24 protein-coding genes are annotated in these 22862 nt (G+C 71.3%); 9 read left to right on the forward strand and 15 right to left on the reverse strand.

Annotation, left to right across the window (positions count from 1 at the left end; genetic code table 11):
- Positions 1–11 precede the first annotated feature (11 nt).
- The 4 genes from IEY87_RS28130 to sigE form a co-directional block, all read right to left on the reverse strand.
- Positions 12–365, reverse strand: a complete 354-nt coding sequence (locus IEY87_RS28130; RefSeq protein ID WP_189141814.1) for a sec-independent translocase — start codon at positions 363–365, stop codon at positions 12–14.
- Positions 366–480: 115 nt separating this feature from the next.
- Positions 481–2502, reverse strand: a complete 2022-nt coding sequence (locus IEY87_RS28135) for a S1C family serine protease (RefSeq protein ID WP_189141815.1) — start codon at positions 2500–2502, stop codon at positions 481–483.
- A 164-nt stretch (positions 2503–2666) separates the two neighbouring features.
- Positions 2667–3206: an anti-sigma factor family protein gene (locus IEY87_RS28140; protein ID WP_189141816.1), complete on the reverse strand. Its 540-nt coding sequence runs from the start codon at positions 3204–3206 to the stop codon at positions 2667–2669.
- Between the two features lies 1 nt (position 3207).
- Complete coding sequence (gene sigE / locus IEY87_RS28145) at positions 3208–3906, reverse strand: RNA polymerase sigma factor SigE (RefSeq protein WP_225277767.1); 699 nt, start codon at positions 3904–3906, stop codon at positions 3208–3210.
- Positions 3907–4067: 161 nt separating this feature from the next.
- Here sigE and IEY87_RS28150 point away from each other — a divergent pair, with 161 nt between their 5' ends.
- Positions 4068–4706, forward strand: coding sequence for an O-methyltransferase (locus tag IEY87_RS28150; protein ID WP_189141817.1), 639 nt, complete (start codon positions 4068–4070; stop codon positions 4704–4706).
- A gap of 16 nt (positions 4707–4722) precedes the next feature.
- Here IEY87_RS28150 and IEY87_RS28155 read toward each other — a convergent pair whose 3' ends face one another.
- Both IEY87_RS28155 and IEY87_RS28160 read right to left on the reverse strand, forming a co-directional pair.
- A complete protein-coding gene (locus IEY87_RS28155) occupies positions 4723–6132 on the reverse strand; it encodes a leucyl aminopeptidase (RefSeq protein WP_225277766.1) in 1410 nt (469 codons plus the stop codon).
- Between the two features lie 77 nt (positions 6133–6209).
- Positions 6210–6377, reverse strand: a complete 168-nt coding sequence (locus tag IEY87_RS28160; protein ID WP_020545024.1) for a DUF3117 domain-containing protein — start codon at positions 6375–6377, stop codon at positions 6210–6212.
- A 179-nt stretch (positions 6378–6556) separates the two neighbouring features.
- Between IEY87_RS28160 and IEY87_RS28165 the strand changes: the two genes are divergently transcribed.
- Positions 6557–7333 (forward strand): PaaX family transcriptional regulator, encoded by a 777-nt coding sequence (locus tag IEY87_RS28165; RefSeq protein ID WP_189141818.1) that lies wholly within the window; start codon positions 6557–6559, stop codon positions 7331–7333.
- An 11-nt stretch (positions 7334–7344) separates the two neighbouring features.
- Positions 7345–8106 (forward strand): enoyl-CoA hydratase-related protein, encoded by a 762-nt coding sequence (locus IEY87_RS28170; RefSeq protein WP_189142005.1) that lies wholly within the window; start codon positions 7345–7347, stop codon positions 8104–8106.
- Here IEY87_RS28170 and IEY87_RS28175 read toward each other — a convergent pair.
- The 6 genes from IEY87_RS28175 to IEY87_RS28200 all read right to left on the reverse strand — a co-directional run bounded on the left by IEY87_RS28175 (position 8093) and on the right by IEY87_RS28200 (position 13137).
- Positions 8093–8662: a DNA-3-methyladenine glycosylase I gene (locus IEY87_RS28175; RefSeq protein WP_189141819.1), complete on the reverse strand. Its 570-nt coding sequence runs from the start codon at positions 8660–8662 to the stop codon at positions 8093–8095. The genes IEY87_RS28170 and IEY87_RS28175 overlap by 14 nt on opposite strands.
- Positions 8659–9537 carry a hypothetical protein gene (locus IEY87_RS28180; RefSeq protein ID WP_189141820.1) on the reverse strand — a complete coding sequence of 293 codons (879 nt, stop codon included), beginning with the start codon at positions 9535–9537 and terminating at the stop codon, positions 8659–8661. The genes IEY87_RS28175 and IEY87_RS28180 overlap by 4 nt, the downstream gene beginning before the upstream one ends.
- Positions 9538–9607: 70 nt before the next feature.
- Positions 9608–10192, reverse strand: a complete 585-nt coding sequence (locus IEY87_RS28185) for an LOG family protein (protein ID WP_189141821.1) — start codon at positions 10190–10192, stop codon at positions 9608–9610.
- A gap of 11 nt (positions 10193–10203) precedes the next feature.
- A complete protein-coding gene (locus IEY87_RS28190; protein WP_189141822.1) occupies positions 10204–11001 on the reverse strand; it encodes an LOG family protein in 798 nt (265 codons plus the stop codon).
- Between the two features lie 247 nt (positions 11002–11248).
- Positions 11249–12304 carry a succinyl-diaminopimelate desuccinylase gene (gene dapE / locus IEY87_RS28195; protein WP_189141823.1) on the reverse strand — a complete coding sequence of 352 codons (1056 nt, stop codon included), beginning with the start codon at positions 12302–12304 and terminating at the stop codon, positions 11249–11251.
- Positions 12304–13137, reverse strand: a complete 834-nt coding sequence (locus IEY87_RS28200; protein ID WP_189141824.1) for a 2,3,4,5-tetrahydropyridine-2,6-dicarboxylate N-succinyltransferase — start codon at positions 13135–13137, stop codon at positions 12304–12306. Before IEY87_RS28200 ends, dapE begins: the two co-directional genes overlap by 1 nt.
- On the opposite strand from IEY87_RS28200, the gene IEY87_RS28205 reads away from it, so the two are divergent.
- Positions 13136–13996, forward strand: coding sequence for a hypothetical protein (locus IEY87_RS28205; RefSeq protein WP_225277765.1), 861 nt, complete (start codon positions 13136–13138; stop codon positions 13994–13996). The genes IEY87_RS28200 and IEY87_RS28205 overlap by 2 nt on opposite strands.
- Positions 13997–14000: 4 nt before the next feature.
- On the opposite strand, the gene IEY87_RS28210 is transcribed toward IEY87_RS28205, so the two are convergent.
- The 3 genes from IEY87_RS28210 to fdxA all read right to left on the reverse strand — a co-directional run bounded on the left by IEY87_RS28210 (position 14001) and on the right by fdxA (position 16323).
- Positions 14001–14669 (reverse strand): DUF4178 domain-containing protein, encoded by a 669-nt coding sequence (locus IEY87_RS28210; RefSeq protein ID WP_225277764.1) that lies wholly within the window; start codon positions 14667–14669, stop codon positions 14001–14003.
- A 105-nt stretch (positions 14670–14774) separates the two neighbouring features.
- Positions 14775–15845: a succinyldiaminopimelate transaminase gene (dapC, locus tag IEY87_RS28215; protein WP_189141825.1), complete on the reverse strand. Its 1071-nt coding sequence runs from the start codon at positions 15843–15845 to the stop codon at positions 14775–14777.
- Positions 15846–15996: 151 nt separating this feature from the next.
- A complete protein-coding gene (gene fdxA, locus IEY87_RS28220) occupies positions 15997–16323 on the reverse strand; it encodes a ferredoxin (RefSeq protein WP_189141826.1) in 327 nt (108 codons plus the stop codon).
- Between the two features lie 105 nt (positions 16324–16428).
- On the opposite strand from fdxA, the gene IEY87_RS28225 reads away from it, so the two are divergent.
- The 5 genes from IEY87_RS28225 (at position 16429) to IEY87_RS28245 (ending at position 22840) form a co-directional block, all read left to right on the forward strand.
- The gene (locus tag IEY87_RS28225; RefSeq protein WP_189141827.1) at positions 16429–16659 is read left to right on the forward strand and encodes a putative acetyltransferase; all 231 of its coding nucleotides are present in this window, start codon (positions 16429–16431) and stop codon (positions 16657–16659) included.
- Between the two features lie 17 nt (positions 16660–16676).
- Positions 16677–17735 carry an ABC transporter substrate-binding protein gene (locus IEY87_RS28230; RefSeq protein ID WP_225277763.1) on the forward strand — a complete coding sequence of 353 codons (1059 nt, stop codon included), beginning with the start codon at positions 16677–16679 and terminating at the stop codon, positions 17733–17735.
- Between the two features lie 103 nt (positions 17736–17838).
- Positions 17839–18615, forward strand: coding sequence for a class I SAM-dependent methyltransferase (locus IEY87_RS28235; protein WP_189141828.1), 777 nt, complete (start codon positions 17839–17841; stop codon positions 18613–18615).
- A 134-nt stretch (positions 18616–18749) separates the two neighbouring features.
- Complete coding sequence (locus IEY87_RS28240; RefSeq protein WP_189141829.1) at positions 18750–20990, forward strand: hypothetical protein; 2241 nt, start codon at positions 18750–18752, stop codon at positions 20988–20990.
- A 5-nt stretch (positions 20991–20995) separates the two neighbouring features.
- The gene (locus IEY87_RS28245) at positions 20996–22840 is read left to right on the forward strand and encodes a UvrD-helicase domain-containing protein (protein WP_189141830.1); all 1845 of its coding nucleotides are present in this window, start codon (positions 20996–20998) and stop codon (positions 22838–22840) included.
- Positions 22841–22862 lie beyond the last annotated feature (22 nt).

A 22862-nucleotide genomic window follows, 5' to 3' on the forward strand; every position in this document is an offset into this window, starting at 1 on the left:
ACGTTCGGGAGTCAGGTGGCTTCGGCGTCGTACGGGGGGATCTCACCGAAGCCGAGCTCGCCGCCGGGGGCGCCCGCATAGGCGGGCGAGGTGTCCGGCTCGGGCTTGTCGTTCCACTCTCCCTCGACGTCGTCCAGGAGATGCTTGCGTACGAAGTTGCGCGGGTTGAGGTCGGCCGGGTCGAAGTTGGAGAACTCCGGCCCCAGGCCCGCGCGCAGGTCGTCGCGCGCGGTGTTGGCCATCCGGCGCAGGTTGCGCAGCGTCCTGCCGGCCTGGGAAGCCACTTCCGGCAGCTTACTCGGACCGAAGACCAGCAACGCGATGATGATCAGCGCGCCGATTTCCATCCAGCCAAGTCCGAACACCTGAGCTCCTAGCAGTCCACCGCCCCGAGGAATCGGCCTCGGCCTATCCCCAGGGTAAGGGCTGTCCGGGGTGAGCCGACCTCCCCAAGCGGTACCAATTGCCCCCAAGCGGTCGTCAGGAGGGAGTGGGAGCGGGCTCCTCGTCGGCGCTCACCGTCAGGGTCGCCGTGTGCTCCTCGTTGTCGCGCTCGTACTTGATGGTGAGTTTGGCGCCGGGCGCCTTGCTGCGGATCAGCGCGATCAGCTCGTTGCCGTCCTGGAGGCGTACGTTGTCGACCTCCACGATCACGTCGCCGGCCTTGAGGCCCGCCTGGTGCGCGGGGCCGCCCTTGTCCACCGCCGGCCGGCCGCCCAGGTTGCCGGTGGCGATGCGGACGCCTTCGCCGCGGTATTCCCTGTCCAGCACGATGCCGATCTTGGGCCGCTTGGCCTTGCCCGTGGTGACCAGCTCCTGCGCCACGCGGCGGGCCTGGTTGACCGGGATGGCGAAGCCGAGGCCGATGCTGCCGCTCTGGCTGGTCAGCGAGCGGCTCAGGGTGGCGATGGCGGAGTTGACGCCGATGACCTCGCCGTTGCCGTTGACCAGCGGGCCACCCGAGTTGCCGGGGTTGATGGCCGCGTCGGTCTGGATGGCGCTGATGTAGGCGGGCTCCTCGCCGCTGGCGCCGGTCTCGTCCCCCGCGATGACCGGGCGGTTGAGCGAGCTGACGATGCCGGTGGTGACCGTGCCCGTCAGGCCCAGCGGTGAGCCGATCGCGATCACCGGGTCGCCCACGACGACCTGGTCGGAGTTGCCGAGCCTGGCCTCCGGAGTCCCGAAGGTCTCTTCGGGCTTGACCACGGCCAGGTCGGAGCCGGGGTCACGGCCGACGATGCGGGCGGTCGTGGTCTTGCGGTTGTTGAACACGATCTTGATCTCGCCACCCTTGGCGGCCAGGGCGACCACGTGGTTGTTGGTCACCACGTACCCGTCCTTGATCAGGAAGCCCGAGCCGCTCGCCGCCTCGGTGTTGCCGCCGTTGCCGACTTCGAGCGAGACCACGCTGGGCAGCACCCGGGAGGCCACGCCGGCCACGGAGTCGGGCGCCCGGTCGGTGGCGCCGGTCGGCGCCTGGGGCAGGCTGTAGCTGGGGTCGGTGCCGGCGCTCGGCCTGGTGAGCAGGTACGTCCCCGCACTGCCGAGCAGGGAGGCCGTGAGCGCGATCACCGTGGCGAGCACGACCAGGAACGCCGTGCTGGGACCGCGTCTGCCCGCGGACGTCGCGCCGCCGGGCGAACCAGGGGGCGGCGGTCCCCAGGTAGGCCCCATGCCCAGGGCGTTCGGCGGTGGCGGCGGCGCGCCGCCGGCCCGCCCCTGATTGCCGAAGAACGGCCACTCCGCGGTGCCGAAGTTCGGCCCCCCGGGATTGCCGAACACCGGACCGTCACCCCGCGGGCTGCCGAGCCCCTGAGTCTCGCCGCTCGGATTGCCGAACACAGGACCGTCACCCCGCGAGCCGCCGAAACCCTGGGTCTCGCCGCTCGGATTGCCGTATCCGGGGCCCTCGCCGCTGGGACTGCCGAAGACCGGGCTGTCACCGGCGGCACCGGGGGACGGACCGGACCCGCTGAAGCCGGACCCGTCACCACCGGGCCGCTGAAAGGCCGAATCGTCACCGCTGGTCCGTCGGAAGGCCGAGTCATCCCCGCTGGGCCGCTGGAACGGGGACCGTTCACCGCTGGGCCGGAAAGAGGGGCCTTCACCACCGGGCGACTGGTAAGCAGACCCCTCACCACCGGGCCTGAGATATGGGCCGTCACCACCGGGCGACTGGAAAGCAGATCCCTCGCCGCCGGGCCTGAGATATGGGCCGTCACCACCGGGCGGGTGGAACGCAGGGCCGTCACCGCCGGGCCGTTCGAAGGACGGGCCCTCCCCGAAGGTGGGGGCCTCGTAGGCGCGAGTGTCGGCACGGGGGGCGCCGAACGCATTGTCGTAGGAGGGGGTGCCGCTGCCCGAGGGGTCGCCCCACGGGTTGCCGGAGGGCCCGCCGGACGGCTCCGGCTGCCCACCCACCGGCAGGAACTCCGGGCGTCCCTGTGGCCCGGAGCTGTCCGACGGCGTGCGTCCTTCGGTGGGGCGCGTCTCGTCGGTCATCTAGTTCTCACCACTCCTTGCTCGGACACCGCAATCATGGTGCGATCGGCATACGAGAGTCGTTAGCAGTTGTCAGCAAATGCCCTGACAAATCCCGATCCCAGATCGTATGCCCCCCACGCCACGGACTACGCCATCACGAGTATCCCAGCAGGGCCCGGCTTTCAGGGCGTGGCGGTGGACGGCGGCGCCGTCGGCGTCACCGAGGGCGGCTGCTGCACCCGCTTGACCAGCTCGACCGCCGGGGGCGTGCCCTGCTGCGCCGCACCGGACACGGCGAAGAACGTGCCGAGCGCGACGGCCGCGGACACCACGCTGACCGCCACATAAGTGGTGCGGCGCCTACCGCCCCGGCCCGGACCCGAAGAGGCGCCACCATGGGCGCCCCTTCCCGGGCGGTTGTCCAAAGGGGCGATGCTGTGCGGCCCAGGGATCGGCACGCCGCCGAACGTCCGGGTAGGGAAAGGCCGCTCCCGGGGCGGCAACGGCCCACCGGGCTCGGACATCCGCAGGAGCGACATCGTGAGATCGGCCGGCATCGGCGGGTGGTCGAGCGAGCGCAGGCGCGACTTCAGCGCCCGCGTCGAGTCCACCTCCCGCCTGCAGTCGGCGCAGAACGTCAGATGGGCGAGAGCACGTTCGCGCTCGGCGTGACTGAGCTCGCCGTCTACCAGCGCGGAAACACGTTCACCAAGATGAGCCATATCAGACTTCCTCCCCACGGGTGAAGGTCGGGGGGAGTTGAGAATTACGGGGAGCCCGATGCTCGAGCGCCTCGCGCAACTGCGCCCGGCCACGATGAATGCGGCTCCGGACCGTCCCCAGCTTGACGCTGAGCGTGGCCGCGATCTCCTCGTACGACAGGCCTTCGATGTCGCACAGCACGATCGCCGCCCGGAACTCGGGAGTGAGCGCGTCGAGCGCGGCCTGAATGTCCGGCTCGAGGTGTGCGTCGTCGAATGCCTGCGCCGGTGACGGCTCACGACCGCGAAGCCGCTCGGCGGCGTCGTCGGCGAGCCCCTCGAACCTGATGCGCTGCTTGCGCCGCGCCATGTCGAGGAACAGGTTGGTCGTGATCCGGTGCAGCCAGCCTTCGAACGTGCCGGGCGTATAGCTCGACAGCGATCGGAAGACCCGGACGAAGACCTCCTGAGTGAGGTCCTCGGCATCGTGAACATTGCCCGTCAGGCGGTAAGCCAGGCGATAGACGCGTGCGGAATGGTTCCGCACCACCTCGTCCCACGACGGAGGGGTCCAGTCGGGTTCGGGCGCGATTGAACTCATGCCGGACTCGGGCACACTGCGCCCTGCGCCGGACTCGTGCTCATGTGACATCGGAGTATCAGCCTGGTGGTCACTTTCGTCCACCAGCACTCCTCTCTCTGGGACCACCGCTACCGCCATAGTGCCTGGTTTTGTCCCTCCGTGCGCACTGGCTGCCTTCCAGACCGGCAAAGCCCGTTTAAACCTGCAACGCCTCGAGCCCCTCCTGAGTTCCCGTCCCGGCGTGTCTCCCCTAGGCTGCGATCGGTGACCAATCGCACGAAAGTGGGGGGAGGAGGCCGATGACCAGTCCGGTAGAGGCCACTCTGGCCTATGCGGAGCAGTTCCATCATGAGGATGAGATCCTGCACGCGGCGCGGCAGCGCGGGCTGGAAATGGGGGCTCCGCCCATCCTTCCCGGTGGCGGAGCGGCGCTCTGTTTCCTCGCCACCGCGCTCAACGCCAAGTCGGTCGTCGAAATCGGCACCGGCTGCGGCGTCTCGGGCCTGTGGCTGCTGCGCGGCATGCGCGCCGACGGCACGCTGACGAGCGTCGACGTGGAGCCGGAGCACCAGCGGCTGGCCCGTCAGGCGTTCGCGGAGGCCGGTTTCGCGGGCGGGCGGGTGCGGCTGATCGCGGGCCGGGCGCTCGACGTGCTGCCGAGGCTCTCCGACGGCGGCTACGACCTGGTCTTCGCCGACGCCGCCAAGCAGGAGTACGCCGACTACCTGGCGGAGTCCGTACGCCTGCTGCGGGTGGGCGGCATCGTGGCCTTCGACAACGTGCTGTGGCACAACCGGGTGGCCGATCCCACGCAACGGGACCCCGACACGGTGTCGCTGCGCGAGCTGGGCAAGCTCGTGCAGGCGGACGACCGCCTGCGCTCGCTGCTGATGCCGCTGGGCGACGGCCTGCTCGCCGCCGTCAAGATCGCCGAATAGCAGGCCGTACGCTCGGTTACGGCTTGGTCAGCCACTCCAGGAGCAGCCGTACACCGAAGCCGGTGGCGCCCTTGGTCAGGACGCCCTCGTCCACCGAGCTACGCCCCACACCCGCGATGTCCAGGTGCGCCCAGGGCCGCTTGCCCGCGAACTCGCGCAGGAACAGCGCCGCCGTGATGGAGCCGCCCCCGTAGGTGGAGCCGATCTCGACGTTGGCCAGGTCCGCGATCGAGGAGCTCAGCCCGGCGGCGTAGTCCTCGATCAGCGGCATCCGCCACAGCTTGTCGTCGCTCGACCGGCCGGCGGCCACGAGCTGCTCGGCGAGGTCGTCGTCGGTGGCGTAGACCGCGCCGACGTCGCGCCCGAGGGCCACGGTGATCGCGCCGGTGAGGGTGGCGATGTCGACGACCACGTCGGGGTCGAGCTCGGCGTCGGCGTAGGAGAGCGCGTCGGCCAGCACCAGGCGCCCCTCGGCGTCGGTGTTGAGCACCTCGACCGTGCGGCCGCCGTACTGCTTGATCACGTCGGTGGGACGCTGGGCGGTGCCGGAGGGCATGTTCTCGGCCGCGGCGATGAGGCCGGTGACCCGGACGGGAGCGCCGAGCTCGGCCAGCGCGCCGAGGACGGCGATGACCGCGGCGCCGCCGGCCATGTCGGTCTTCTGGGTCTTCATGTTCGCCGTCGGCTTCAGCGACAGGCCGCCGGAGTCGAAGGTGATGCCCTTGCCCACGAGCACGACGTGCCGGGTGGCGGGCTCGGCGGGGGTGTAGGAGAGCTGGATGAGCCGGGGCGGGTTGACCGAGCCCATGCCGACGGCGACGATGCCGCCGAACCCGTCGGCCTTGAGCTGCTCCTCGTCCCACACCCGCGCGGTGACGCCCTGCTCGGTGGCGCGTTCGGCGAGCCAGGCGGGGGTCTTGACCGACCCGGGCATGTTGGACAGGTCACGGGCGAGCGCGACCGCCTGCGCCACGATCCGGCCGCGTCGTACGCCTTGCTCGTCGGCGCCGACGAAGGTGATCTCCCCCACGGGCTTCTTGCCCGGCGCTCCGATCTTGAAAAAGTAGGTGGCGAGCAGGGCGGCCTCGGCGAACGCGGTGACGTCGCCGGCCGGCACCACCACGGCCAGCCGCGCCTTGCCGCGCGCCCGGCGGCTGAGCGTCGCCGCGGCCCTGCGCAGGGCCGTGGGAGAGCCGTCGCCCACGCCGTAGAGCAGCACCCGGCCGACACCGTCCGCCCGCGCCACCGGGACGTCGACGATCTCACCCGCCTCGCCTTTGGCCTCGTAATGAGCCAGCAGGTCGGCGACAGGCACGTGCAGGTCCACCGCGAGCGCGGGATTCAGCTCCGCGGAGTAAGGCACGGCGAGCAGGTCAGCGTCGGCGGGAACGTCGGCGACCACCAACGCGGCGGTCTCAATGGGCACGGTCACTCCTCAACGTCATCGACCCTGGCGCCAGGGTCGCCAGGGTCGTGGGGCCGGAAAGTTGTCTCAGGGAACTCTCAGCCGACGACGTTCTTCAACGCCTCGCCGAGCGCCTTCGCTTCGTCGGCGGAAATCTCCACGACGAGCCGTCCGCCACCCTCCAGGGGGACTCGCATGACAATGCCGCGCCCTTCCTTGGTGACCTCGAGCGGACCATCGCCGGTCCGCGGCTTCATCGCCGCCATGCGTGCATCCCTTCCTGCCTTGGGCTCCCGCGGCCCGCGATTGCCGGCCTCCATGGGGGAGGTCGGCGCATTCACGTCTTCTGTGATGTCCTATTCTCCCGCATCGAGAGCCCTCATGGGTAACGATCTCCTCCCAGAATGCGTTGTCCAAGGTGGCGAAGGGGTCCAAACTGGACTTTGTGCATGCACGCGCCGCTCTGTTCGACCTCTATGGGGACCACTTGCGCTCGCGCGGTGGGCAGGCGTCCGTGGCCGCACTCGTCAAGCTCATGAACCCCCTGGAAATCGCCGCTCCGGCAGTGCGTACGGCCGTTTCCCGGATGGTCCGGCAGGGATGGCTACAGTCCGTGAGGCTTCCCCAGGGAGCGGGTTACGGGCTCACCCCGAAGTGCGTCAGACGGCTGGATGAGGCGGCATTAAGAATTTACCGAGCCGGAACACTGACCTGGCCCGGCCGCTGGCATGTGATCGTCTTCGGTCCGGTCAAGGACCGTCCGCGCCGTGAGCGGATCAGGGCCGAGCTGACCTTCCTCGGTTACGCCGCCCTGTCGGAGACGACCTGGATCGGCCCCCGGTCCGCCGTGGAGCTGGACACCCTGCTCGACGGCGAGCGGGTGCGCGCCGACAGGTTCGACGCGACGCTCGGCGGCGACCCGTGCGAACTGGTCGCGCGGGCGTGGGATCTGACCGCCATCGGCGAGGCGTACGAGAGCTGGCACGCCGAGGCTGTCACGCTGGTCAGCGCCCTGCCGGAGACGGCATCGGCCGACCAGGTGTTCGCGACCAGGAGCAGACTCGTGCACGGATGGCGAAATTTCCTGTTTCGCGACCCTGGTCTGCCACCCGAGCTACTACCGGCCGGCTGGCCGGGCGAGAAGGCACGGGCCTTCTTCGAGCAGGAGGCCGCCAGGCTGCTGCCCGCAGCCGCCGCGTTCGTCGACAGGGAGCTGCATTGATCCGCTACGAGATGACCGACGCCGTCGCCACCATCACGCTCGACCGCCCCGAGGCGATGAACTCGCTGACGGCCGAGGTCAAGGTCGCGCTGCTGGCGGCGCTGCGGCGGGCGGCGAGCGACCAGCAGGTGCGCGCCGTCCTGCTCACCGGCTCGGGCCGGGCCTTCTGCGCGGGCCAGGACCTGCACGAGCACGCGGCCAACCTGGAGGCGGGCCGCGGCCTGGCCGACACCGTGCGCGCGCACTACAACCCGATCGTCGAGCTGCTCACCACCATGGACAAGCCCGTCGTGGCCGCGATCAACGGGGTGGCCGCCGGCGCCGGCGCCTCGCTCGCCTTCGCCTGTGACCTGCGGGTCGCCTCGGAGAAGGCCAAGTTCGCGCTGGCCTTCGCGGGCATCGGGCTGGCCCCGGACTCCGGCGCCTCGTGGACGCTGCAGCGCCTGGTCGGCCTGGGCCGCGCGAGCGAGCTGATGCTGCTCGGCGAGCCCGTCGACGCGGCCCGCGCGCTGGAGCTCGGCCTGGTCACCCGGGTGGTGCCCGCCGACGAGGTGCTCAAGACCGCCGCCGAGCTCGCCCAGCGGCTCGCCGACGGGCCGACGCGGGCCTTCGCCGCCACCAAGCAGGCACTGGCGTACGCGGCGACGCACGCGTTGCCGGAGGCCCTGATCCTGGAGGCCGACCTTCAGGACGAGTGCGTCGCCACCAGGGATCACCTGGACGCGACCACGTCCTTCCTCGCCAAGGAGCGCCCCGTCTTCACCGGCCGCTGAGCTGCGGGGCGACGCGGGCCACGCAGCCCTCGATGTGGTCGTTGACCAGGCCGATGGCCTGCATCAGGGCGTAGGCGGTGGTGGGGCCGACGAAGGTGAAGCCGTTCTTCTTCAGGTCCTTGGCCAGCGCCTTGGAGGCCGGGGTGACGGCCGGCACGTCGGCCATCGACCTGGGCGCCGGCAGCGACGGGTCGGCGTAGCGCCAGACCAGGTCCGACAGGCCGCCGGGGAGCTCCAGGGCGGCCCTGGCGTTGACGATCGCCGCGCGCACCTTGGCCCGGTTGCGCACGATGCCGGCGTCGCCGAGCAGCCGCTCGACGTCCTGCTCGGTGTAGGCGGCCACCTTCGGGATGGAGAAGCCGTCGAACGCGGCCCGGAAGTTGTCCCGCTTGCGCAGGATCGTCAGCCACGACAGCCCCGACTGGAACGCCTCCAGCGTCACCCGCTCGAAGACCTTGTCGTCCCCTCGGACCGGCCGGCCCCACTCCTCGTCGTGGTAGGCGGTGTAGAGGGTGTCCGCAGTGGCTGCCCAGGCGCATCGGATGATCTCGGTCATGGGCGCTCGTCCGAGGCCTTGCCATGCGCCACGCGCGCGGGCTCGCCGTCCCGCTCGCCCTCCCGCTCGATCTCGGGCTCGCCCGTCCGCCCGGCGTCCGTCCCGGCGGTCGTCTCCGCGCCCGGTGCGGTCGTCTCGGCGCCCGGTGCGGTCGTCTCGGCGCCCGGTGCGGCTGTCTTTGCGTCGCCGTCCTGGTCCGCGGCGGCCTCCTCGGTAGCCGGCGCCCGGTCTCCCCACCTGACGGGGGCCTGCTCGGGGTCGCCGTCCACCGCCTGCGGCAGGCGATCACCGGACTCGGGCGGCGAGCCCACCTCCCCCCACGTGGCGGGGGCGTGATCGGTGTCACCGTCAACCGCTCGCGGCCGGCGGTCACCGGACGCGGCCGGCGAGTCCACCTCTCCCCAGGTGGCGGGGGCGTGGTCGGCGTTGCCGTCCACCGCCTGCGGCAGGTGCTCGCCGGACTCGGTCGGCGAGTCCCCCTCCTCGGGCAGGTCTCTCGGCGCGGCGGGGGCCTCGGGCTCATGGTCGGTGCGCGGGCCGCCGCCAGGGGCCGCGTAGACCTCCTGGCGGGCGTACAGCCGCCTCGACAGCAGCTCGGAGACGCGCTGCTCCAGAACCGCGATCCTGGTGTCGCGGGCGCTGATCGCGGTGGCCGCTCGGCGCAGGCTCTCGTCGACCGACTGCGTGTGATAGCCGACGACGTTGACCGGCAGTTCGAGCGCCATGAGGTCGACGGCCGTCAGCTGCCCGGCTTCAGGAAGGTTGAGGGGTGGCACGTCCGGCGGGAACTCGGTCAGCTCACCGCCCTTGCCCAGGGAGACCAGCACCACGCAGATCAGGATGGCGAGCGCGGCGATGGCGAGTATGACCAGCACATTGGCATCGTACTCATACCAGCAGGGCACGAGTCCCGCGCTTGCCCCGCCCGGTGCCGGACGGGACTCTTCAGCCCGCGGCCTCCCCCAGCTCCTCGACACTGGGCCGCACCGGCTGGGGACGGGCCTCCAGGTGGGCGAAGGCCTGCTCGACGGTGGTGGTCCAGGAGATGGCGTCGAACACGTTCGCCCGGGTGAACCCCTGGTCGTACATGCCGCTCACCAGGTCTTTGAGCGGCTGGTAGAGGCCCCACGGGTCGAGGATCACCAGAGGGCGGTCGTGGATGCCGAGCACCCTGGCCGTCCAGATCTCGAACAGCTCCTCCAGCGTGCCGATGCCGCCGGGCAGCACGAGGAAGGCGTCGGAACGAGCGTCCATGACGCCTTTGCGCTCGCGCATGTCGGCCGTGACGATCAGCTCGCCGGAGTCCCGGTCGGCCACCTCGACGTCGACGAGCACCTGGGGGATCACCCCGACCGTGTGGCCGCCGCCGGCCCGCGCGGCCCTGGTGACGGCGCCCATGCAGGAGACGGTGGCACCGCCGCTCACCAGGGTGTGGCCACGCCGGGCGAGCTCGGCACCGACCTCGGCCGCCAGGGCGAGGTATTTGTCGTCGATGTGCTGACTGGAGGAGCAGTAGACGCAGATGTTCACGACGAGCCAGCCTATTGCGGCTCGGCCACCTGGGCCTCGACGGCCTGCTCCTCGTCCCAGGTCGCCACGGACCTGGCCCGGTCGGCCTCCATGATGACGCGCACGGCCTCGTCCACGTCGTCGGTGACGGTGATCAGGTCGAGGTCCTGAGGTGCGATCTTGCCGGTGCCGAGCAGGCTCGCCTTGATCCATTCCAGCAACCCGCCCCAGAACTCCGAGCCCATCAGCACGACGGGGAAGGAGGTGACCTTGCCGGTCTGCACCAGGGTCAGCGCCTCGAACAGCTCGTCGAGGGTGCCGAAGCCGCCGGGCAGGGCGATGAAACCGCAGGAGTATTTGACGAACATGGTCTTGCGTACGAAGAAGTAGCGGAACTCGATGCCGAGCTCCACGTAGTCGTTCATGCGCTGCTCGAAGGGGAGCTCGATGCCGAGCCCGACCGAGACGCCGCCCTCGACCTCGGTGGCGCCGCGGTTGGCCGCCTCCATGACGCCGGGGCCGCCGCCGGTGATCACCGCGTAGCCGCTGCGGGCCAGGGCGGTGCCGAGCTCACGGCCCATCGCGTAGTCGGGTGAGTCGCCGGGGGTCCTGGCGGAGCCGAACACGGTGACCGCCCGGGGCAGCTCGGCGAGCTGGCCGAAGCCCTCCACGAACTCCGACTGGATGCGCATCACCCGCCACGGATCCATGTGCACCCAGTCGGCCGGTCCCTGCCGGGCCAGCAGACGCTGGTCGTGCGTGCCCTCGTCCACCATCTTGCCGCGCAGCACGGCCTGTCCTCGTCGCCTTTCGCGGCGCGTTGCTTTCATATCCGTCACGCTAGCCCTTCGACACACTTCCCACGGCCGCTCTGGCCTGCTGATACCCAGCTCTACCTCGGCTCGGGACCGTTCCCGGAGGCCGCTCGAAAGAATCTTGGAAAACTTCCCGTGAAACCTGGAACCGAATTTCGCGGAGCCTGCGTCTAACCGGCGAGGGTGCTGCTCGGGACTGAAAGTGGCTCTCCCCGCCAAATGGCCGGCGAGGAGAGCCACTTTCACACTGTCCGGGGTCCTCTCACGACGCGAGCCAGGCGAGCATCGCCCGCTCACTGTCCACGATCTTCGCCAGTGACACGTATTCGCCCTGCTGGTGCGCCAGGTTGGGGTCGCCGGGGCCGTAGTTGACGGCCGGCACGCCCAGCGCCGAGAAGCGGGCCACGTCCGTCCAGCCCAGCTTGGCCCGGGGCGTGCCGCCGACGGCGGCGGTGAACGCGGCGGCCACCGGGTGGGTGAGCCCGGGGCGCGCGCCGGGCGCCGCGTCCACGAAGCGGACCTCGTAGCCGTCGAAGACCTCTCGCACATGCTCCTGGGCCTGCTCGATCGACAGGTCAGGGGCGAAGCGGTAGTTGACCGTGACCACGCACTCGTCCGGGATCACGTTGCCGGCGACGCCGCCGCGCACGCCGACCGCGTTGAGCCCCTCGTGGTATTCCAGCCCGTCGACGACCGGCAGCCGCTCCTGGTAGGCGTTGAGCCTGGCCAGCACCGGCTCGATGCCGTGGATGGCGTTGACCCCGAACCAGGACCTGGCGCTGTGCGCCCGCTTGCCGGTCACCACGATCTCGGCGCGCACGGTCCCCTGGCAGCCGCCCTCGATCACCCCGTCGGTGGGCTCCATCAGCACCGCGAAGTCGGCGCTCAGCCAGTCGGCGTGGTCGCGGGCCAGCCTGGTGAGGCCGTTGCGGTCGGCCTCGATCTCCTCGCAGTCGTAGAAGACGTACGTGACATCGCGGTTGGGGACGGGCACGGTGGCGGCCAGCTTGAGTGCGACGGCCACCCCGGCCTTCATGTCGGAGGTGCCGCAGCCGTAGAGGAGATCGCCTTCGACGCGGCTGGGCAGGTTGGCGGCGACGGGGACGGTGTCGAGATGCCCGGCGATCAGCACCCGCTCACCACGGCCGAGCTCAGTGCGGGCGACGATGGTCTGCTCCGATCTGTCCACCTTCAGGTGAGGCAGCGCGGCCAGCGCCCGCTCCACCTGGTCGGCCAGCGCCTGCTCGGCGCCGCTCACCGACTCGATGTCGACGATCGCCGCGGTCAGCGCGCGCACGTCCTGCGTGAGATCCAGCATCAGGTGTTCACTCCGTGTTCGCGCAGCGCCTCGTTGAGCGCTGCCTTGTCGTGCCGCTCCCCCGGCTCCAGGCGCTTGAGCACCAGCACGCAGGGCAGGCCGAACGTGCCGCCGGGGAACTCCTTCTGGCGGGTGCCTCCCACCGCGACGCACCAGTCGGGGATCCGGCCGCGGCTCAGCTCGGCGCCGGTCAGCACGTCGATCACCGGGATGGAGGCGGACAGGATCGTGCCGGCGCCGACGACCGCGCCGCGGCCCACCCGGGCGCCCTCCACGATCATGGCCCGGCTGCCGATCAGCGCCTCGTCCTCGACGACCACGGGAACCGCGTTCGGCGGCTCCAGCACGCCGCCGATGCCCACGCCGCCGGACAGGTGGACGTTCTTGCCGATCTGCGCGCAGGAGCCGACCGTGGCCCAGGTGTCGACCATGGTGCCGCTGTCGACGTACGCGCCGATGTTGGTGAAGGACGGCATCAGCACCACGCCGGGCGCCAGGTAGGAGCCCCAGCGCGCGATCGCGCCGGGCACCACCCGTACGCCGTCCAGGGTGTTCTTGAGCGGCAGCCGGTCGTGGTGGTGGAAGTCGCCCACCTGGGAGCGGGACATGCCGAGCACCGTGAAGCTCAGCAGGATCGCCCGCTTGGCCCGCTCGTCCACGACCACCGTGTCGCCGACCGGCCGGGCGACCCGGGCCCGGCCCTGGTCGAGCAGGTCGACGGCGCCGGTGACGGCGGCGCGCGCCTCGGCGTCCGCCGGTGACAGCTCGGCCCGACGCTCCCACAGCGCGTCTATCACCTCGGGTATCGGTGACAGGGTGCTCACGTCCCTCATGGGCACGGAGCCTATCTGGCCGGGTAGGTTTCTCAGCGTGCACCTGCGCTTCTCCCGAGGAGTCATCACCATCGCGGTGGTCGTCGTCGTCCTCGCGGTGGGGATCACCTTCGGCCTCTACCAACTGCTCAAGCGCGCCGACCCGATGGTCGTGCCCGAGGCCTACTGCACCGTGCGCACCCCCCTGGGCGACCGGGACCTGGACATCGAGCAGGCGCAGGTCTCGGCCACCATCGCGGCGGTCGCGGCCCGGCGCAAGCTGCCGGAGCGCGCCGTGGTGATCGCCTACGCGACGGCTCTGCAGGAGTCGAAGCTCTACAACGTCGAGTACGGCGACCGCGACTCGGTCGGCATCTTCCAGCAGCGCGAGTCCCAGGGCTGGGGGAAGAAGAAGCAGATCATGGACCCCGTCTACGCCACCAACAGGTTCTTCGCCGCGCTGGTCAAGGTCAAGGGCTACCGCAAGATGCCGCTGGCCGAGGCCGCCCAGGCGGTGCAGCGCTCGGCCGCCGGTGAGGCCTACGCGCCGCACGAGGAGGAGGCCAAGCTCCTCGCGCAGGCGTTCACCGGGCGCGTGCCCAAGGCCCTGCACTGCTGGTATCCGCCGGAGGCCGGGCAGAGCGCCACGCCGCGCCCCCGGGCGGGCGAGGCCCGCCGTCAGCTCACCCGGGCGCTCGGCAGCACGTCCATCACCAGCGCGCGGCGCGGCTGGCTGGTGGCCGCCTGGTCGGTGGCCCACGCGCAGAAGTACGACCTGCGCCGGGTCACCTACAGCGGCGCCACCTGGTCCAACGACATGCGCCTGACGGAGTGGCAGCAGGGCGGCAAGGCGGGCGCCAGGAAGGTCGAGCTGGCCTGACGGGTCAGGAGGCGCGGCTGACGATGGTGATCGAGCCGGGCGCCAGCGGCTGGGCGTAACTGGCCGTCCAGGAGGCGCCCTGGATGCGTTCGAAGGACAGCAGCCGCCCGTCGCCGGCGCGGTAGTCGGCGAAGTCGAGCAGGCCCCTGTCGGGCACGCCGGTGCTGCCCTCGGACCGGAACGCGGCGGTGCCCCGCTCCAGCGGGAAGAACTCGACGCCCTCCATGATCAGCATGCTGCGCGCCGGGATCATGCCCTCGGTGGGCACGTCGGTCCACAGCAGCACCTCGAGGTGGGTCGGCTCGCCGGGGGTCACGCCCCCGCGCAGCTCCACCGACAGCCACTGGATCCGCCGGACGCTGTCGCGCAGCCGGTATTCGACCCACTCCTGACCCTGCCAGGAGACGTGCTTGGCGCCGAGCACACGGGCCGGCGACCCGTGCACGCCGATCTTGTCGCCCACCTTGATGGTGCGCGGGTCGACGTAGTCGGCACCGGCCCGCCCCGGCACGCTGACCGGCGCGGCCAACGGGGGCTCGGCGGGAACGACCTGCATTGGCTGCTCGGGCGTGCGGCCCTTCCTGTCCTGTCGCAAGGTGGCCAGGAAGGCCCCCAAGAGGAGGAGGACGGTGGCGACGCTCAGCCCGAGAACGACCATGGAGGTCATGCTCATCGTTCGGCTCGCTCCACTCGCGGTTAGCCTGGGCTAACGCCCGTTATCTATTTGTCCTGCAAGCGACCTCCGACCTCCCCGATGGAGAGCGCTTGAGGGGCGATACTACTGGAGGCGGCGCACTGCCGCACCGACGCGTTCGTCGGTGGCCGTCAGCGCGACCCGGATGTGCCGCTCACCTGCCGGTCCGTAGAACTCACCGGGGGCGACCAGAATGCCGAGCTCGGCGAGCCGGCTCACTTGGTCCCACGCGCTCCGGCCGTCGGACGCCCAGAGATACAGGCCTGCGGTCGAATGGTCGATGCGCCAGCCGGCCCGTTCCAGCACGGGCCGCAGGGCGGCGCGGCGGGCGGCGTAGACCTCGCGCTGCTCGTCGGCGTGCCGGTCGTCGCCGAGCGCCGCCGTCATCGCGGCCTGCACCGGGCCGGGCATGAGCATGCCGGCGTGCTTACGGATCTCCAGCAGCCGCTTGACCAGGACGGGGTCGCCGGTCACGAACCCGGCGCGGTAGCCGGCCAGGTTGGAGCGCTTGGACAGCGAGTGCAGCGCCAGCAGGTTGTCGTGCGACCCCTCGCAGACGTCGGGGTGCAGGATCGAGATGGGCCGCTCTTCCCAGCCGAGCTCGATGTAGCACTCGTCGGAGGCGACCACCGCGCCGCGCTCGCGCGCCCAGGCGACGACCTTGCGCAGGTGCTCGGCGGGCAGCACCTTGCCGGTGGGGTTGCCGGGTGAGTTGACCCAGACCAGGTCCACGTGCTGCGGGCCGAGCGCGAGCAGGCCGTCGGCGGCCGTGGCGGCGGCTCCGGCCAGCCGGGCGCCCACGTCGTAGGTGGGATAGGCCAGCTCGGGGAAGACCACCCGCTTGGCGCCGAGATAGCTGGGCAGCCAGGCGACGAACTCCTTGGAGCCGATCACCGGCAGCACGTCCTGCTGCTCGACGATGACGCCCTGCCTGCGGCGCAGCCACCCGGCGGCCGCCTCGCGCAGCGCCTTGGTGCCGTGCGTGAGCGGGTAGCCGGGGCTGTTGGCCGCCTCCACCAGCGCGTCCTGGATGAGCCCCGGCACCGGGTCGACGGGGGTGCCGACCGACAGGTCCACGATCCCGTCCGGGTGGGCACGGGCGCGTTCCTTGTACGGCTCCAGCCGATCCCAGGGGAAGTCAGGCAGGTTCTTCATGGTTCTCCAGGGTCATCGGTCGGCGCGCCGCGGGTCGTAGTGCGCGCAGGCGAACGACCCGCACGACACGGTGGCGCTGCCCCCGTCCGGGGGTGAAAGGCCGACCCGCGGGCGCGTGGCCCGCGGGTGAGCCGCGACGTGAGGCGGCCGCCTACGCCTCGGCGGCCTGCGGCGGCAGGACCGCCACGACCGGGTGGTCCTTCTCGATCTTGCCGACCTTCGAGGCACCTCCGGGAGAACCCAGGTCCTCGAAGAAGTCCACGTTGGCCTTGTAGAAGTCCTTCCACTGCTCGGGAAGGTCGTCCTCGTAGAAAATCGCCTCGACCGGGCACACAGGCTCACACGCGCCGCAGTCCACGCACTCGTCGGGGTGGATGTAAAGCATGCGCTCGCCCTCGTAGATGCAATCGACGGGGCACTCCTCGATGCACGCCTTGTCCAGGACGTCCACGCAAGGCTGCGCGATGACGTAGGTCACCTCGAGCTCCTTCTTCTCCGCACCATGGCATGACTCTGACCGCGGTTTGCTACGCCCTAGTATTGCCGTGCTCACCAACTGGCTGGAACGGAGGGTGGCAAACTCGTGGCCGCTCGCCTAGTGATCACTATCTCAGCCGCCGACGTGGGAGCCCGGATCACCACGCGCAGACGGGTGCCCGGAGGCTTCAGCGACGTCGTCGGGACGCTCGAATCGTGGGACGGCGGCGTGCTGCGGATCCGCAGGCGGGACGGGACGGTCGCGGAGATCTCCGAGGAGTCGCTGGTGGCCGGACGGGTGGTTCCGGCCGCGCCTCCTCGACCTGGGCGGCCGTAGCGGTAAGTATTCGTTGTGTGACCGTACGTACCTGCGCAGCCGTAACTGCCATCCTCGTCAGCGCCGGATGCGGCGCGTCGCCCGCGACGCCGGCCCAGCCCGGTAAGCCCGTCAACGTCAAGGCCGCCTCCATGAAGGAGGGGTTCGGGACCATGGAGCGGCTCGCCCAGGCCGCCAAGCAGGAGGGCGCGCTGACCGTGATCGCGCTGCCCCGTGACTGGGTGAACTACGGCGAGATCATCGACACCTTCGCCGACACGTACGACATCGAGGTCAAGGAGCTGGAGCCCCAGGCGAGCAGCAGCCGCTCGCTCGACGCCGCCGCTCAGCTCAAGCCGGACGTGTTCGATCTGACCCTGGACGTGGCGGTGTCCGGCGCGAGCAAGTTCGCGCGGTACAAGGTCCAGGGCTGGCAGGACCTGCCGGACCACATCAAGGACTCCGCCGGCGCCTGGTACGCCGCCTACGGCGGCTACATGTCCATCGGGTACGACCCCCGCGCCGTGCCCGCGCCCGCCTCCTTCGCCGATCTCGCCAAGCCCGGCTACAAGGTCGCGCTGGACGGCGACCCGCTGCGCTCGGCGGCGGCCTTCAAGGGCGTGATGGCCGCCTCCCTGCGCAGCGGGGTCCCGCAGCCGCGGCGCGGGGTGGAGCTGTTCGGCAGGCTGAAGAAGGCGGGGCAGCTGACCGATCCCGCCCACGCCAACACGATCGTCAGCTGGGACCATCTCAACGCCGCCCGCAGCGCCCAGGACGCCGGCTCCTGGAAGGTGACGATCCCCCGCGAGGCGCCGCTCGGCTCCTACCACGTACAGGCGATCAGCAAAACCGCGCCGCATCCGGCCGCCGCCCGGCTCTGGCAGGAGTTCCTCTTCTCCGACGAGGGCCAGAACCTGCTCCAGAAGGGGTACGCCCGGCCGGCGCGCGCCGAGGCCATGCTCATGCGCGGCACCCTCGACACTGAGCAGGCGGCCAAACTGCCCGTCGCCCCCGGGCCTCCCGTGCTGCTGACGATCCCGCAGACCGACGCGGGTAAGTCCTACCTGAAGAAGGAGTGGGCGCGAAACGTGGGGTGATACCCAAGTGACTTGATATGTCGCAGAGACAATCTGGCTCTAAAGTGAAATCGACAGCACGGCCACGGGGGCCCGATGTCTGATGAATGAGAGCTGATCCGTCTTGCGATATGACACACCGAGCTTGGAGCGGTGGAACAGTCGCGCCTACGACAGCAGCTTCGGCTACGTGTCCACGCAGGGCGCGCCGCTGGTCGACCTGCTCGACCCGCAGCCCGGCGAACGCGTGCTCGACCTCGGGTGCGGCACCGGCGTGCTGACCGCGCAGATCGCCTTCCGCGGCGCGGAGGTGCTCGGCATCGACGGCTCCGCCGGGATGATCGAGAAGGCTCTGGCGCAGTATCCCGGCATCAACTTCATCGTCGGCGACGGGCACGACTTCACCGTGGCCCGGCCGTACGACGCGGCTTTCTCCAACGCGGCGCTGCACTGGATGAGCCGCGACCCCGCGGCGGTCGTCGGCAGCGTGCGCGAGGCGCTCGTGCCGGGCGGCCGCTTCGTCGCGGAGATGGGCGGGGCGGGCAACTGCGCCGAGTTGACCACCGCCATGCTCACCGCCTGGCGGGAGTACGGCCTGCGCGAGCCCGAACTGCCCTGGTATTTCCCCACGCCCGCCGACTACGCCCGCCTGCTGGAGCGGGAGGGTTTCCTGGTGCGGCTGCTGGAGTACTTCGACCGGCCCACCCCGCTCGACGAGTGCCCCGGAGGGGCCGCCGACTGGGTGCGGGTGTTCGCCGCCTCTGCTCTCGAAGGGCTGCCGCCGGATCTTGTCGAGCCCCTGCTCCAGCGGGTGAACGAGTTGGCCGCGCCGGCGCTGCGCAGGGAGACGGGCTGGATGGCCGACTACGTGCGTCTGCGGTTCGCTGCCGTTCGACGCTGATGCGTAGTGCATGATGCGTAGGGCTGTTTTGCCGGACTATGGTCTGTTCGTAGGCGCGAGATGATGGCATCGCTACTCGACGGTGAAGAGCCCGCGACGAAACGGCGGCGTGAGGGGCTGGTGAACGGAACGGGATGAACTTCTGCCTGAGCGACCTCGTACCACCGTTGAGGTGGAGCGACGCGTCCACGATCACGCTGCTCACCGGGCAGCCCGACCTGCCGGACGGCTGGTGGCGGAGCCTGCCCATGCCGCGCGTGCTGGCGGCCATCGGGCCTGATGCGCTCGGCGGGCTGCTCACCGAGATCGCGCTCGAGCACTGGCCCGCCGCCGCCGTGGGCGACGTGCTGCCGGCGTTGCACCTGCTGGATCCCGACGAGGCGGACGATCCGCACGTGGCCATCGCGCTCGACCGCGCGGGCTCGTGGGCCGGCCTGCTGGCGCTGACCAGCCGGGAGCTGGTCGACCAGCCGTTCGTGCACGCCCGTCCGGTGCTGAACGCGCTGTTCTCGGCGGCGCTCGTACGGCTGGCGCCCACCACCGCCCACCCCGCGCCGCGCCACCCCGAGCCGCCCGCCCCACCCGAGAAGGCCCTCGCGCCCGAGAAGGCCGTCGCGCAGGCCTCGCCGGCCGCAGCCGCAGCCGCGGCCGTCGCCGCCGAGGCGAAGCCGGCCGAGCCCGCAGCGGCCACCCCCGACCACGAGATCGCCGAGCCCACGGCCGCCGACCCTGAGGCGGCCAAGTCTGAGGCCGCCGGGTCTGAGGCCGCCGGGTCTGAGGCCGCCGGGTCTGAGGTCGTCGCCCCGGAGTCGGCGGTGGTGCTCTCCGAGTCCGCAGCTGCCGTCGCGCGCGCGCATGAGGCGCACGCGCAAGAGGCTCAGGCGACGCCTGACGAGCGCGGCGAGGACACCCTGGACGAGGAGTCCGAGGAGGAGCCGCAGGCCGCGCAGCACGCCGAGCAGGCCCCCGAGGAGGCAGAGCCGGCGGCGCTCGGGGCCGGGCAGGATGCCGGTCCGGCCGTGCTCGACGCCCGCGACGAGCCGATCGACGAAGCCGGCGAAGCCGGCGCTGAGTCCGATGCCGCGTCCGAGTCGGATGCCGATGCCGCGTTCGAGTCCGACGCCGAGTCGGATGCCGACGCCGAGTCGGATCCCGATGGCAGTGCCGAAGCCGCCGGGCTGACGCCGGTGCCGGACGCCGCATCTCAGGACGCCGCATCTCAGGAGGGGCAGGATCCCGAGCCGGACGGCGAGGTGGAGGAGTTGCCCGGGCTCATCGAGGCCGCGTTCGCCGGGCTTGACGACAAGAGCTGGGCCGTGGCGCAGAACCGGGTCTTCACCGACCAGCCGTCCGCGGTGGACCAGCTCGCCAAGCTGTTCGCCGTGCCCCCCGCCGAGATCTCCGCCACCGAGGTGCGGCTGTGGACCAAGCTGGACAACTGGCTGGCCAGCGACGAAGCCGCCCCCTACCGGGCGCATCTGGACGAGCTACGCAAGACGATCGGCACGACCGCGCCCAAGGAGCGGCTGATCAGCGCCGCGGCCTGGCACGGCCGGGAGATCCGCGCGCTGGAGGTGCCGGCCTGGCAGTTCGTGCTGGCGACCCTGCCGCCGGGGCCGCACGTCCCGCCGCAGGAGTCGTTCGAGTCGGACGAGGGCGCGGCGCCATCCGTCTTCGCCCCGGCGGCGCCGCTGCCGCTGGGCCCGATGCCCGGACAGCCGATGCCCCAGGCGGCCTCGCTGCCGCCGGGGTTCGTGCCGCCGGATCCCGTGCCGTCCCAGTTCCAGGCGTTCGCGCCGGCCGTGGCCGTGCCGGGCGACGGCAACGGGTCCGCGGGCGAGCAGGCCGGCAAGCCGTACCAGCCGTTGAAGGACGTCTCGCAGACCAGGCGGTGCTTCCGCCAGCCGGACGGGCGGTGGTGGCTGCGCATCGACGTGACGGCCGAGCAGCTGTCCGGGAGCGAGTGCGCGCTGCCGACCGGATTCGCCGCCTACCTGGGGCTGTCGCCCGGGGAGAGCAGGACGGTCAGGAGCGCCGCCGGCGAGCTGACCATGACCTGGCACGGCAGACCGGTGCTGGAGACGATCGAGCGGTTGCTCGCCGACGTCGGGGCCAAGGAGGGCGGCCACCTGTTCCTCACGCTGTCGGACGAGGGCGTGCTGCGGGCCAGGCACCTGCCGGTGGCCGCGCAGGGCGCCGAGCACATCACCAAGGCGCTGCGCCTGGTCGGCTACACGGCGCCGGGCGGGACCCGGGACCAGGCCGCCAGGGTGATCGCCACGAGGATCGGCATGACCGGCCCGGTGGGCCTGCCTGACCTGCTCACCAGGCTCCGCGAGCGCGGGGACCGCGACCTGCTCGCCCTCCTGGACTGAGAGCCGTGCCGCGGCTCGCGATCGGCCCCGCGTTCCCGAGGGAGCTCAGCGCACTGGCCCCGCCGGTGCGCAGGGACGCCGTGGTCGCGCTGCGGCGGTTTTTGCTGAACGTGGCCGGCGCCCCGCACCCGGAGCGGGTCAGGGGCGGCAGGGACGCGCGGGTGGCGACGCTGCGGCTGGCCGAGGGCCTGCGCGGCGTGGTGGTGCGCCAGAAGGACGTCTACTGGCTGATCACCGCGCTGCCCGAGCCGGAGGCCTGGGCGTACGCGACCAGGCATCGGTACGGGATCAACGCGGTGATCGGCGTGGTCGAGGAGTGGGACGCCGAGGCGCTGGAGCGGGTGGAGCCCGCGCTGCGCCGGTCGGCGGGCGGCTCCCGGCTGTTCGAGCCGATCTGCGACAGCGACCTGATGGCGCTCGGCATCGACGTGCGCGCGCTGCCGCTGGTGCGGCTCATCACCACCGAGGCCGACGTGGAGGCGCTCGCGCCGCTGCTGCCACCGACGCAGCATCTGCCACTCGCGGTGCTGGCCAGAGGTGGCACCCTCGCGGAGGCGTGGCGGGAGCTGGACGCGTGCCGGGCCGTCGACGGCGGCACTGAGGGAGCCGCCGGGGTGGGCGGGGAGCCGGTCGATCCCGACGATCTGCACGCGGCGCTGCTGCGCAGCCCGGACCGGGCGGTGTTCACCGCCGACAAGGTCGAGCTGGAGCAGGTGCTGACGGCGCCCGGCTGGTACACGTTCCTGCATCCGCCGCAGCACCGGCTGGTCAAGGCCGCGCGGTACGACCATCCCGTGCTGGTGATCGGCGGCGCGGGGACCGGTAAGACGCTCGTGGCGCTGCACAGGGCCGCGCATCTGGCCGCGCGCGGCCGGGGGCCGGTGCTGCTGGTGACGTTCTCGCAGGGGCTGGCCGAGGACCTGTCGTCCAGGCTGGACCGGCTCATTCCCGACGACGTGGTGCGCAAGCGGGTCGAGGTGGACAATCCCGAACGTTTGGCGATGCGGATCGTGGCCCAGTCGGAGGGCAGGCGGCCGGCGCTGGTCGGGCCGGGCGCGCGGAGCATGGACGAGATCGTCGACGAGGCGCTCATGCTGCTGTCGAGGACGACGGGCGACCTGCTCGACGACGTGGAACCGGGGCGCAAACCGTACCGTCACATAGTGGTGGACGAGGCGCAGGACGTCAGCCCGGCGCAGTGGCGGCTGCTGCGGGCGGCGGTGCCGCGCACGTACGACGACCTGTTCATCGTCGGCGACCCGCACCAGCGGGTGACCGACACGCATGTGGCGCTCAGCTCGGTGGGCATCCCGGCGGTAGGGCACACGCTCAGGCTGTCGCACCGGCTGTCGCGGGAGCTGGTCACGTTCGCGGTCAGGGTGCGCGGGGGCGGGCCGGCCGACGGGCTGGTCAAGGGCATGTCGGCGATGTTCGGCTTCCGGGGCGCGCACGGCGGGGAGCGGCCGGTCGTGCGGGCGTACGAGACGCTCGACGCGGAGCTGGCCGGGCTGGCGATCACCGTCGCCGGCTGGCTGGAGGAGGGCGTGCCCGCGGATCGGATCGCCGTGGCCGCGCGGGACCCCCGGCTGGTGCGCGAGGCCCGGCGGGTGCTGGGCGACGCGCCGGTGCGGGTGTCGACGTTCCAGAATCTCAAGGGGCTGGAGTTCGACCGGGTGGCGCTGATCGGGGTGTCCGAGGGGGTCGTGCCGGAGCAGCCTCCCGATGACCCCGGCGCCCGCGCGCGGGCGCTGCAGCGTGAGCGAAGCATGCTGTTCGTGGCCTGTACGCGGGCCCGTTCGATGCTCTATATATCCCATTCAGGGAGAGGAAGCCCATTTTTGTCCTCCTGATCACATAGTCTGAACTGCGGAT

Origin of the sequence: Nonomuraea glycinis (assembly GCF_014646515.1) — a bacterium.
Lineage (GTDB): Bacteria > Actinomycetota > Actinomycetes > Streptosporangiales > Streptosporangiaceae > Nonomuraea > Nonomuraea glycinis.